Origin of the sequence: Pedobacter ginsenosidimutans, from assembly GCF_001442625.1 — a bacterium.
GTDB lineage: Bacteria > Bacteroidota > Bacteroidia > Sphingobacteriales > Sphingobacteriaceae > Pedobacter > Pedobacter ginsenosidimutans.
On record NZ_LMZQ01000008.1, the window covers coordinates 1 to 12409 of the forward strand.

Annotated in this window: 14 protein-coding genes; 7 read left to right on the forward strand and 7 right to left on the reverse strand. The window is 38.4% G+C overall.

Annotated elements, in window-relative coordinates:
* From kbl to ASU31_RS13010, 4 genes are all read left to right on the forward strand, one after another.
* The coding region (gene kbl, locus ASU31_RS12995) for a glycine C-acetyltransferase (protein ID WP_057932737.1) at positions 1-1017 on the forward strand (1017 nt) is incomplete at its 5' end.
* A gap of 148 nt (positions 1018-1165) precedes the next feature.
* A complete protein-coding gene (gene pheS, locus ASU31_RS13000; RefSeq protein WP_057932738.1) occupies positions 1166-2206 on the forward strand; it encodes a phenylalanine--tRNA ligase subunit alpha in 1041 nt (346 codons plus the stop codon).
* Positions 2206-2616, forward strand: a complete 411-nt coding sequence (locus tag ASU31_RS13005; protein WP_245224539.1) for a Rieske (2Fe-2S) protein — start codon at positions 2206-2208, stop codon at positions 2614-2616. Before pheS ends, ASU31_RS13005 begins: the two co-directional genes overlap by 1 nt.
* 1 nt (position 2617) lies before the next feature.
* Positions 2618-3193, forward strand: coding sequence for a TetR/AcrR family transcriptional regulator (locus ASU31_RS13010; RefSeq protein ID WP_029274048.1), 576 nt, complete (start codon positions 2618-2620; stop codon positions 3191-3193).
* A 193-nt stretch (positions 3194-3386) separates the two neighbouring features.
* On the opposite strand, the gene ASU31_RS13015 is transcribed toward ASU31_RS13010, so the two are convergent.
* From ASU31_RS13015 to carA, 6 genes are all read right to left on the reverse strand, one after another.
* Positions 3387-4070, reverse strand: coding sequence for an XAC2610-related protein (locus ASU31_RS13015; protein WP_057932740.1), 684 nt, complete (start codon positions 4068-4070; stop codon positions 3387-3389).
* Between the two features lie 55 nt (positions 4071-4125).
* Positions 4126-5082 carry a Fic family protein gene (locus ASU31_RS13020; RefSeq protein WP_057932741.1) on the reverse strand — a complete coding sequence of 319 codons (957 nt, stop codon included), beginning with the start codon at positions 5080-5082 and terminating at the stop codon, positions 4126-4128.
* Between the two features lie 116 nt (positions 5083-5198).
* Positions 5199-6320 carry an ABC transporter permease gene (locus ASU31_RS13025; protein ID WP_057932742.1) on the reverse strand — a complete coding sequence of 374 codons (1122 nt, stop codon included), beginning with the start codon at positions 6318-6320 and terminating at the stop codon, positions 5199-5201.
* 78 nt (positions 6321-6398) lie between these two features.
* Positions 6399-7163, reverse strand: a complete 765-nt coding sequence (locus ASU31_RS13030; RefSeq protein WP_057932743.1) for an ABC transporter ATP-binding protein — start codon at positions 7161-7163, stop codon at positions 6399-6401.
* Between the two features lie 96 nt (positions 7164-7259).
* Positions 7260-8120: a hypothetical protein gene (locus ASU31_RS13035; RefSeq protein ID WP_157258001.1), complete on the reverse strand. Its 861-nt coding sequence runs from the start codon at positions 8118-8120 to the stop codon at positions 7260-7262.
* Between the two features lie 74 nt (positions 8121-8194).
* On the reverse strand, positions 8195-9307 hold the full coding sequence (gene carA / locus ASU31_RS13040) for a glutamine-hydrolyzing carbamoyl-phosphate synthase small subunit (RefSeq protein ID WP_057932745.1): 1113 nt from the start codon (positions 9305-9307) through the stop codon (positions 8195-8197).
* A gap of 278 nt (positions 9308-9585) precedes the next feature.
* Here carA and panB point away from each other — a divergent pair, with 278 nt between their 5' ends.
* From panB to ASU31_RS13055, 3 genes are all read left to right on the forward strand, one after another.
* On the forward strand, positions 9586-10401 hold the full coding sequence (gene panB, locus ASU31_RS13045) for a 3-methyl-2-oxobutanoate hydroxymethyltransferase (RefSeq protein WP_057932746.1): 816 nt from the start codon (positions 9586-9588) through the stop codon (positions 10399-10401).
* Positions 10402-10504: 103 nt separating this feature from the next.
* A complete protein-coding gene (locus ASU31_RS13050) occupies positions 10505-11191 on the forward strand; it encodes an RluA family pseudouridine synthase (protein WP_057932747.1) in 687 nt (228 codons plus the stop codon).
* Between the two features lie 114 nt (positions 11192-11305).
* Positions 11306-11731 (forward strand): hypothetical protein, encoded by a 426-nt coding sequence (locus ASU31_RS13055; protein WP_057932748.1) that lies wholly within the window; start codon positions 11306-11308, stop codon positions 11729-11731.
* 138 nt (positions 11732-11869) lie between these two features.
* Here ASU31_RS13055 and ASU31_RS13060 read toward each other — a convergent pair whose 3' ends face one another.
* Positions 11870-12343, reverse strand: coding sequence for a hypothetical protein (locus ASU31_RS13060; protein WP_157258002.1), 474 nt, complete (start codon positions 12341-12343; stop codon positions 11870-11872).
* Between the last annotated feature and the right edge of the window lie 66 nt (positions 12344-12409).

The following is a 12409-nucleotide window of genomic DNA, read 5'->3' on the forward strand; positions in this document are numbered from 1 at the left end:
CATCCAAAAGTGATAGAAGCGGCTAAAAAAGCGATCGACGATCATGGTTATGGAATGTCTTCGGTGCGTTTTATCTGCGGCACACAAGATGTACACAAAGAATTGGAGGCTAAAATTTCTAAATTTTTAGGTACAGAAGATACCATTTTGTATGCTGCTGCATTTGATGCCAATGGTGGTGTTTTTGAACCATTATTTAATGCAGAAGATGCCATTATTTCTGATGAATTAAATCACGCATCAATTATCGATGGTGTTAGACTGTGTAAAGCACAACGTTTCCGTTATAAAAATGCAGATATGGAGGATCTGGAAAAACAATTAATCGCAGCCAAAGATTGCAGACATAGAATCATTGTTACCGATGGTGCTTTCTCTATGGACGGATCAGTTGCTCCATTAGATAAAATTGCAGATCTGGCTGATAAATATGAGGCATTGATTATGATCGATGAATCGCATTGTACAGGTTTTATTGGTAAAAACGGTCGCGGAACACACGAACATTTCAATGTAATGAACCGTATAGATATCATTACCGGTACTTTAGGTAAAGCTTTAGGTGGTGCATCTGGTGGTTTTACTTCAGGTAAAAAAGAAATTGTTGATATGCTCCGTCAACGTTCACGCCCGTATTTGTTCTCTAATACCCTGGCGCCAGCAATTGCAGGTGCATCTATCGCAGTATTAGATATGTTAAGCGAAACCACGTCGTTAAGAGATAAATTAGAAAATAACACGAAGTATTTCCGTGAGAAAATGACTGAGGCCGGTTTCGATATTAAACCAGGTTTCCATCCAATTGTTCCGGTAATGTTGTACGATGCAAAAATTGCACAACAATTTGCCGCTAAAATGTTAGAAGAAGGTATTTATGTAATCGGGTTCTTTTATCCGGTTGTGCCTCAGGGCAAAGCGAGGATCCGTGTACAGTTATCAGCCGGACATGAGCAACATCACTTAGATAAAGCGATTGCCGCATTTACTAAGGTCGGGAAAGAATTGGGGGTAATTTAAAACCTGCCTATCTACGATAACTATAAAAGCCGCTTAAAGCGGCTTTTATAGTTTATGGGTTCATTTTCTTTTATAATGGTATTGTAAACAGATTATTTGAACTCGCCAACCCTGAAATTATTGGATAATTTGCCGTATATTTGAAGCCATGTTACAGGACAAAATAACACAATATACCGATAAAATTAATGCTTTCGTAACTGAAAAAGCAGACGAGTTAGAGCAATTCCGCATCAAATATTTAGGAAGCAAAGGCATAATCAAAGAGATTTTCGACGAATTCAAATCTGTTTCTGTTGAAGAAAAAAGATCATTGGGTAAAGTTTTAAATGAGTTTAAGCAACTTGCCGAATCAAAATACCTCACCTTAAAAGAATCTACAGAAAGTGCCGAGGTGAAAACTGAAAACGCACAACAAGATTTAACTTTGCCGGGTGAAGGTTTCGAGATTGGTTCGCGCCACCCTTTAGCTTTAGTGCGCCGCGAAATTGTAGAGATTTTTGCTAAACTTGGTTTTACAGTAGCAGAAGGTCCTGAAATTGAAGATGATTGGCATAATTTCTCTGCGCTAAATTTCCCTGAAGAGCATCCTGCAAGAGACATGCAAGATACTTTCTTCATTAAAAAAGGTGGAGAGAAAGGCGATATCGCATTGCGTACGCATACTTCTTCTGTACAGGTTCGTATGATGGAGCAGGGCCAACCGCCATTCAGGGCAATTATGCCAGGCCGTGTTTACCGTAACGAGGCCATTTCTGCACGTGCACACTGCTTTTTCCATCAGGTAGAAGGTTTGTATGTTGATGAAAATGTTTCATTTGCCGATTTAAAGCAAACCTTATTTTATTTCGTTCAGGAGTTATACGGAGAAGGTACAAAAGTGCGTTTCCGTCCATCATATTTTCCGTTTACAGAGCCATCTGCAGAGATGGATATTTCATGTACTATTTGTAAAGGTGCAGGCTGCCAATTTTGTAAATACAGTGGTTGGGTAGAGATTTTGGGCTGTGGTATGGTAGATCCCAATGTTTTGGAAAACTGCGGTATCGATTCGAAAAAATATAGCGGTTTTGCATTTGGAATGGGAATAGAACGTATTACCAACCTGAAATACGAAATTAAAGATCTGCGTTTGTTCTCTGAGAACGATGCACGTTTCTTAAAGCAATTTAAATCTGCTTTAATTTAATGATGAAGTATTTATATAGCATATTGTTTGTTCTGGTACTTGCTACAGGCTGTGGCAAAGATGAAGGTTACATTCCTAATGTGCCTGTGAATTATAATGTAACACTTCAAGAGTTTTCCATTAAACAGAAAGATAATGTTATGCTAGTAGCTGATCGGGGTGTTGGCGGTTTAATTATTGTGAGAATATCATCCAACAATTATGTAGCATTTGATCGTTGCAGTACCGTAAATCCAGAGAAAATTTGTAAAGTAGTGCCCGATGATAGTGGATTTACCGCAACCGATCCATGTTCGGGCGCAAAATTTTCACTGCTTGATGGTAGTCCACAAAAGGCACCCGCAGAAAGAAGCTTAAAAGCATACAATGTTTCTTTGCAAGGCAACACACTAATACACGTAAGCAATTAAAATGGAAGCTGAAAAAATAAAAGAAACAGTAAAAAAGGCTGCCAAAGAACTATTTAGAAAATATGGTTATCATAAAACCAGTGTAAACGAAATTGCTAAAAAGGCACGTATTGCCAAAGCAACGATTTACAAATATTTCGAAAGTAAAGAACAAGTGCTGGATAGTATCCTGATGGATTACCTTGATCAGAATCTTCACGAAATCCTGCATAATAAATTAAGCTACGCATCAGAAGAGGAGCATTTAAAAGCATTGGTGATGAAAACCAGCCGTTTATCTTTTACGGCCTGTAATGAGTTTATCGGGTGGGATTTTGTTCGTGAAAATGCAAACTCACAGGAGTTTTTAAAACATTTATCAGATCAGCTAGAGGCATTGTTATTGGCCGCTTACCTGCAATTGGATAACTTTAAGAATAACCCTGCAAGAAGAGAAGGATTGGCCTTTCTGCTGAAAGCCAGTAAGAGCATAGTATTTTCATTTGCATTTACTTCAGTTAGCGATTCTGACGTTCGTAAGAACTTTGTAAGTTTCCAGAAAGAAATATTGCCATTTTTGGTAAAAGCAGCACTTTAAATAGAAAAGTCTTTAATAACAGGTTCGTCCTCGACCGGAGCCTGGTGGAGTGGAGAGATCTAAATCAAAAGTGCTCTCCATATAGATTTAGCTTCGCTGAGTACTTTGTGGTTCTCGGCTGCATTGCACCCGATAGCTATCGGGTTCGCTCGAAATGACGATATCTCGCATCCAATCACCAATTCAGTCTCTGCTACTGATTATAATAATCTTTCATCTTAAATTTTTGAACAGTTCTTTTTATTTTTCCATCAACAAATTTTTGCGTAATCACCGTAACGTTATCTGCAATGCTCGAATCTTCAATTACCGATGAATCTTCGTAAAGCACATTTTTGGTATCATATTTATAGTTGATGGTTTTGTCAAAACAGCATCCATCTTTTTGATGAATAGAAACCTGTTTTGTTTTTTTATCAATATCGAACATGCCCAGGTTTTCGCTTGCCAGTTTGGTAAGTTCTTTATTCAGTAGAAATTTGTTTTCTTTTGATGATAAATAAATGTTGTAAGATGGACTGGCATAAGCACCATTGTTACCATTTCTTATGGCGATGTCTTCTGAACCGTCAAAATTAAAATCACCAAAAATTAAAGGTGTTTGGTATTTGCCTAAATCGAGCCATCCGAGTTTGGCATTTTGGTTTTCAGTTAAGCCAAAATCCAGATCTTCAGAATGGAAGGTATCTACTTCTCTATCTGTGGCCTTTTCGTAAATAATAATTGTAGCTTTTCCGCTGCAAGCATTACCTTCACATTTATCAACAAAAATTTTGGCCTTGTATTGTTCAGAGCTGTTATTGGCCAAGAATTTAAACTGTGCTTTCGAAGTATTGGCAATCAGTAAAATACCGCAAAAGATAATCAAACTTTTCATTAAATATTTTTTGGTAAAATTACATCAATATCAGCCCGTAAAAAGTTAAAAAAGGTTAACGTTTTCTTTTGCGGGTTTCGATATAGCTTTGAACTGCAGATTTTGTAGTAAGCCAATCTCTACCTTCTTTGTAAGCATCTATTTTACCTTGCCTCGCTAACAAACTCACGTACTCTTGCCCATACGGAACATCAGGTTCCGAAACGATATGCGATATGGGTTCGTAATCTCCGTACGTGTTTCCCGGCAATGCATTTATGTAGATGTTTAACGAGCGCTCCAGGGCCTGCAGCATTAACAAACAAAGCTTATGGTAATTGCCCTTGTTGGCTTGGTTAAGTGCCTCGTAGTATTTCTTTCTGTCGTTTTTGAGGATAATAGCAGGAGGGAAGCCATTTCGCATGAGTAGTAAATTCATGGCAAGCCTTACCGTGCGGCCATTTCCATCAAAAAAAGGATGAATCCAAACCAATTTATGATGAAAAATAGTAGACAATAGGATATCATTTAATCCTAATGGGTTATCATTAATGAAGCCAATTAATTCATCTAATAGATCAGAAACCTTGTTAGCATTTGGCGGTGTAAAATTTGCACCAACAATACGAACACCACCATTTCTTAAGCGGCCTGCATAATCATCTTCAATACTTCTGAGCACTAAGCCATGAAGCGATAAAATATCGATACTTCTAAGCGCATAGTTTTTGTTGACTAAGGTATAGAGGTAATCGATGGCTTTTTCGTGGTTATAGGCTTCGAAATGCTCCCTCAATGATTTGCCTTTAACGGTCATACCTTCTTGTAAAACCATTTGGGTTTCTTTCAGGCTTAAGGTGTTTCCTTCTATGCTATTGGAGTTGTAAGTCCATTCTAAGGTGAGGTCTTCTTTGATGCGGTGTAACGCGCTATTGGGCAGTGGCCTTGAGGTTTCTAACCTGGCTTTTTTTTCGTACAACCTATCTATTTGAGGTAGTAGTTCTTCTAAATCGCTTAAATCGAATTCCCACATACCCAAATATATTAATTATCGGTTGGATTTAAAAATTTACTTATCCGATATTAAAGACTTTTATCCAAAAAAATGATAGCTTGATTTGCTACCATTTAATAACCCTCTTTATTTAGTTATTCCCATTTAAATACCTTTACCGCAACGGCATAAATACCAATGCCCCAAAGTAATAGGATCATAATCTGGAATTTAACATCCCATAAACCCAAGCCTTCAAAAGCTACTTTACGCATGGCATCGTTTAAATAGGTAAGGGGTAAAGCTCTGCTAATGGGCTGTAACCAACTTGGAAAAGCTTCTATAGAAAAAAATGTTCCCGAAAGTAAAAACTGTGGTAAAGTAACGATGTTCGAGATGGGTGGTACCATACTTTCGTTTTTGGCAATGCCTGAAATGATAAAGCCAAAACCCATGAAAACAATCACACCAAGCGTAGCCAGTATAAGCATATTGACGACGGTGAGCGCACCATGTACGAGTGTAAAGCCAAAAAAGAAATGACCTATCAAAATGATAAACAATGCGCCAATTAAGGCAAAACCAATGCGGGCAATACCTTCGCCGATTACAATACTCGATCGTTTAACAGGTGTAGCAAAAAAGCGTTTAATTACCAGGGTTTGGCGCAGACTTAAAAAAACGAATGCAGTTCCGAAAACACCTGTGCTTAATAGCGAGAAACCCAACTGCCCAGGAAGTATAAAATCGATGGTTTTATATTCGCGGCCAGTAATAGTGCTTTCTTTTATCTCTGCTACTGTCGGTTTTAAGGTTTTATCGTAAAAAATATTATTTAAAACCGATTTTAAAATCCCGCCTTTATCTCTCGATGCAGAGGTGTATACTACGTTGACTGAATAAGCAGCAGAATTTACTTTTCTATGCACATCAATCATAGCGTCAACATTGCCTTTTTCTAACAGTTTGTCGAACTCAGCTTTCGATTTATCTTTAACCAGGCGGATCATTCCTGTTTTTTCCAGCATGCCCATTACCGGGTTGTTTACATCAGAGCCTGGTGTTATCCCCACATCGATGCGTGTTCCGCCACCACCTAAAAATCCGAAGACTAAAATAAATATTAAGGGAAAAGCAAGGGTAAATACCACTGCCGATGGGCTTCTCATAATCGATCGGAAACTCGCTTTGGCAAGGGCAAGGGTTGCTGTGGTGTTACTGTAACCTCCAGCCCCTGAAGGGGAGTTTGAATTTCTTTCGTGTATATCTTTTTGCATATTAGTTCTGCTGGATTTTATTTTTTAAAAATGTATTAAGCACTAGGTTTCAAGTTCCCACTTCTGGAGACTAGGGGCTTATTCTCTCCATTCCTGGCCGGTAAGGTTGATGAAAACATCTTCCAGATTGGCCTTTTTAACCTCTTTTTTGCGTTCAAAACCGCTGCTCACTAATTTATCTATTAAATTATCAGGAGTGTCCAGCGCGATAATCTGTCCGCGTTCTACGAAAGCAACGCGATCGCAAAGCTGCTCCGCCTCATCCATGTAGTGCGTGGTAATTACAACGGTAGTACCTGCATTACGGATTTCGGTAATCAGATCCCAGAGATTTCTTCTGGCCTGTGGGTCTAAACCCGTTGTAGGCTCATCCAAAAAAATAATCTTGGGTTGGTTGATTAATGTAGTGGCTATAGAGAAACGCTGTTTCTGTCCGCCAGAAAGTGCTTTGTATTTGGCTTTGGCTTTATCCTGAAGGTTTACTTTCTCCAGCATTTCCATCGGTTTGATGTTGGCACCATATAAACCAGCAAAAAGTTCGATCAGTTCGATGAGATTCAGATTTGGGTAATAACCAGCTGCCTGTAGCTGTACACCGATAATCTGTTTAATATCCTGCGGCTGTTTGTCGACAGAAAAACCATCGACGATAATTTCGCCGGAGGTTTTATCCCTTAGGGTTTCAATAATTTCGAGGGTAGTGGTTTTTCCGGCGCCATTAGGGCCAAGCAAACCAAAAATCTCATGCTCGTAAACTTCAAAGCTAAGCCCTTGAACGGCCACGAAATCATCATATTTTTTTACCAGGTTTTTAACACTAATAATGGCTTTTTTTGTTTCCATATTGCGAATGTAAGCAGCTTTAAATGAATAGAGAATGAATTTGTAGATGGATAACCGAAAATGTCGGTAAAATGATGTTTGTAGTAGGTAAAAACATTAATTGGTGCTCTTTTTGGTTAAAATGATCACATCGCGATCAATTGAGTCTATTTTATAAGTGCTTTTTGTCTTGTTAAAAGCTTCGTCGAAAACAATTTGATCTTTTAGAAAACTAAACTTTCCTTTTGTATTTATACTGTCGTCAGGAATAACATACGATTCTCTATAAGTGCGATCGTATTCCATTCTGTGTTTCCAGGGGTTTTGGTATTGGCGTACCTTTTTTCCCATAAAGGTTCCATTGGTTTTAAGCGATACCCAGTAGGTAGTTTTTAGATCATATGATTCAGCACTCCACGCGGTGTCTGGTTTCTTTGTCGCGCTAAATTTATAGATTAACCCATATTGTATTTTCTCTACAAATTCCCTGTTATTGGTTACTGAATTTTGAAGCCTGAAATTGGCATTTGTGCCATAGAGGGTGTCTAAGTTTTTATTTGCGGCAAATTTCCAGTTCGCATAAATGTAATCTTTAGCGTTAAGTACTTCATTTATTCTTTTTATATAGATTGTGTCGATGCTAGTAGCTGCCCCCTTTCCCTGTCCGCCGCCAAAAGGGTTATGTCCTTCTATGTTGTAACTCAAAAATCCTTCTTTTTTTATAATTTCAGAAAAGTGAAGGGGAGGAGCTTCCATTATGAAGATTTCGGGTATGAAAAATTTACTATAGCGGAGTTCTTTTAAATAAAACTTGCCATTTGCATCGGTGATAGCTTCGCCTACTGAACAGCCAACAACAGGTTTGTTCTGATAATCCAATATAGTGCCTGTGATTGCCGGTCTCGACAATCTGGAAATACAGGAGCTGAACAAACACAATGAAACAGCAATACACGCAATAAAAAGGTTTTTCAACATGTTCTAATTTAAATAAAAAAACACTGCCATAAATATGAGCAGTGTTTTAATGCTTTAATAGAAAGACTTGTGTTTTACCAGGTTAATTCGCCCTTCATTACATCAACAAAATCATCGAATAAGTAACGCGAATCGTGTGGGCCTGGAGAGGACTCAGGGTGATATTGAACCGAAAATGCTTTTTTACCTTTAACACGGATACCTTCGATAGATTTATCATTTAAGTTAACGTGGGTAATCTCTACTTTATCAGAATTTCTAACCTCATCAGGAATTACACCAAAACCATGGTTTTGTGAAGTAACCTCGCAGTGGTTTTTGATAATGTTTTTTACCGGATGGTTTAATCCGCGGTGACCGTTAAACATTTTCATGGTACCAATACCGTTCGCTTCGGCCAATAACTGGTGACCTAAGCAGATCCCGAACAATGGTTTGTCAACTGCTAAAATCTCCGTGATCGTTTCTACTGCATAAGGCATCACCGATGGATCGCCAGGGCCATTAGAAATGAAATAACCATCAGGGCTGAATTTTTCCATTTCGGCAAAAGTAGTTTTAGCCGGGAAAACCTGAACGTAGATATCGCGGTTTTCGAAATTGCGCAAAATGTTTTTCTTGATACCTAAATCTAAAGCAGCAACTTTTAAGCTTGCTTCAGGGTTGCCGTAAAAATATGGTTCAGTTGTGCTTACTTTAGAAGAAAGCTCTAAACCTTCCATTGAGGGTACTTCGGCCAGTTTCTGTTTTAATTCTTCAAGATCGGTAATCTCAGAAGAAATAATCGCATTCATTGCGCCTTTATCTCTAATGTGACGAACCAATGCACGAGTGTCGATGTCAGAAATGGCAACCAGGTTATCATTCTGAAAATAATCCTGAATAGATTCTGTTGCTTCTTTACGGCTATAAACGATGTTGTAATTTTTGCAGACTAAACCAGCAATTTTGATCGAACCCGATTCGATTTCATCTTTGTGAATACCGTAATTGCCAATATGCGCATTGGTGGTAACCATTATCTGTCCGAAATAACTTGGATCAGTAAAAATTTCCTGGTAACCTGTCATCCCGGTATTAAAACAAATTTCGCCAGTAGTGGTGCCAATTTTTCCGGCCGCTTTGCCGTAAAAAACTGTGCCATCGGCCAGTAATAAAATCGCAGGTAACTTGGTGTAGTTAGTCATGGTAATTACAATATGGATTTTGATTTAAAAAAGAGTTGAAAAAAGAATGGCTTTCGGCATTAAAGCCGTTTTTGCTGGGTGCAAAAAAAGATGAATATATCCCTTCCATTTCGGGGTACAAAGATAGAGTTTTAGATTGGAAATGTAAAGAGAAAAGTGAAATAAGGTTGGAGGTGTAGGGTATAAGGTATAAGGCTGATTCCCCCTAAACCTTAAACCTTTTACCTTATGCCTTTTTAAAGAAAAAACAATACTTTTGGCAATACAAAACAAATCCCATGTCGGTACATAAAGAAATCAAACGCATCACCACGCACACTTTACAGGAAATGAAGCAACGCGGTGAAAAAATATCTATGTTAACAGCCTACGATTACTCGATGGCTACCATTTTAGATGATGCAGGATTAGACGTTCTACTTGTAGGCGATTCGGCTTCTAATGTAATGGCCGGTCATGAAACAACTTTGCCTATTACACTAGATCAGATGATTTACCATGCTGCCTCGGTAATCAGGGCAGTTAAACGTGCTTTTGTTGTTGTCGATTTACCTTTTGGCTCTTATCAGGGAAATTCAAAGGAAGCTTTGAACTCAGCGATAAGAATTATGAAAGAATCGGGCGCACACGGTGTTAAATTGGAAGGCGGTGAAGAAATTATCGAATCGGTTCAACGTATTATCACGGCAGGAATACCTGTAATGGGGCATTTGGGTTTAACACCTCAATCCATTTATAAATTCGGAACATATACGGTCCGCGCTAAGGAAGAAGAAGAAGCAAATAAGTTAAAAACTGATGTTTTGGCATTACAGGCTGCGGGCTGTTTTGCTATCGTATTAGAAAAAATTCCTGCTGCTTTAGGTAAAGAAGTTACAGAAAGCTTGAATATCCCTACTATTGGTATTGGTGCAGGGCAAGACTGTGACGGTCAGGTTTTAGTTGTAAATGATATGATTGGCTTAACAAAAGGGTTTAAACCGCGTTTTTTACGTCAGTATATTAATTTATACGATGAAATTTTGGGCGCAGCACAGTCGTACATCCGTGATGTAAAAGCAAACGATTTCCCGAACGAAAAAGAACAGTATTAACCCCAAACCCCTAAAGGGGCTTTATTACATGAGGTTAATATTTAAAAAAATAAATCAATATATAATTTAAATTTAAGTTCCCCTTTAGGGGCGGAGGGGTTAAATGCCAATTACCGATAACGACATCCTTTTTGAAGACAATCATTTAATCGCCATTAATAAAAGAGCGGGTGATATTGTGCAGGTTGATGAAACCGGCGATGAGCCTTTGGATGAACAGGTGAAAAAGTATATCGCTAAAAAGTACAATAAGCCAAATGGTGCTTTTTTGGGGGTGGTACATCGTTTAGATCGGCCAGTAAGTGGTGTAATCTTATTTGCTAAAACGAGTAAGGCTTTGGAACGGATGAATGCTGTTTTTAAAAATAGAGAAGTAAAGAAAACCTATTGGGCAGTGGTGAAGAACAAGCCAGAGAAAGAGTCGGCTACTTTGATCCATTGGCTGGTTAAAAACCCGCAGAAAAATGTGGTTTCTTATTACAATACAGAGGTTACTGGTAGCCAGCGTGCTGAGCTTTCTTACAAAGTAAAGGCGAAGGTTGGCGATTATTACCTCTTAGAGGTAGATCCCTTAACCGGACGTTCGCACCAGATCAGGGTTCAGCTCTCATCAATGGGGTGCCCGATTATGGGTGATAATAAATATGGCTATCCCCGCGGAAGCAGAAAAGGAAGTATCTGTTTACATGCCCGCCGTTTACAGTTTATACACCCGGTTAAAAAAGAACCCGTAAATATATTTGCCAGGCTGCCTGTTGATGGTTTTTGGGAACGCTTTGAAGATTTATAGCACAACATATTTAATATAATTAAGATATCCGATCACAATATTTAAGTATTTGATCGGATTTTTTATGATTTGGCATCATATTTCGTCTGTTCAGGACTAAAAACCAAATTAATCATGAAAAACACCATCTTATCTATCGCTGCAGCAGGCTTACTGGCTTCTACATTGGTTTCGTGCGATAGCACTAAAAAAACGGAAACAACCAAAGACTCAAGCGAAATTTCAGCTAATGGAGACACCATTACTAAAACAACTACAAAAACAACTGAAACAGTTAAAACCGATGCTCCAACTTTCTCAAGTGAAGAGGTAAACAAAGGGCTTGCTGAATATGCTAAACTTAAAGACGAATATGTTGCGGCTGTGAAAAGTAAAAATGCTACAGAAATTAAAGCGTTAAGCGACAAGTATACCGCCTGGGCAAATCAGGCAACAGGCTGGGCAAGTAAGCTAAAGCCAGATGAAATACAAAAATACTCTGATTATATGCTTAAGTTAAGCGAAGAATGGAGTACTGCGGCTAAGGATGCTTTAAAGTAATTTTAAAATAATAAGAAAACTGGTCATAATGCAGACTAGAAACTGTCACGTTGAGCCTGTCGAAACGCCTTAAATATATTTTAAAGTGTCCTTCGACAGGCTCAGGATGACAATTCTTTCTTAAGTATGCACCCTCTTTTATTTACAATCAATTTTGTTAAAAGTCATCGATTCATCAAACTTTAGTTTGTTTAGGTCTTTGAACTTGGTTTCTCCTTTTACTTCCTGTACATCGCCAAACCCCTCTGCTAGCTGATCACCCTTTTTCAAAAAAGCCACTTCCCTAATTGATGTTTTGCCTTCAGACTGAAAAGTATAGTTTGCAATTATGGTATCGCCTTTAACAATTCCGGCTATAGTGCCTGCATTTTTATCTTTTTCGTATAAATTATAACCTAGTGTACCAGCTACCTTATTATCCGCTGTTTTTAACGATAGGGTGGCCGTATCTCGGTTTTTAATGTACTGGTAGCACCGAATAGAATCGGGGCTTGCCGTTGCATTGGTTACTATGGTAGAATCTATTTTGGTCTGTGTTTTTTTTGCCGTGCCGCCCTGGCACGATGCCATCATTAAAGTGGCTACTCCTAGCATTGGGATGATGTTTTTCATTAGGATATATCTTTTCTTATCGGATTGATTTTTTATTATTAAGCAAAGCCCTTGCCAAAAAGATTC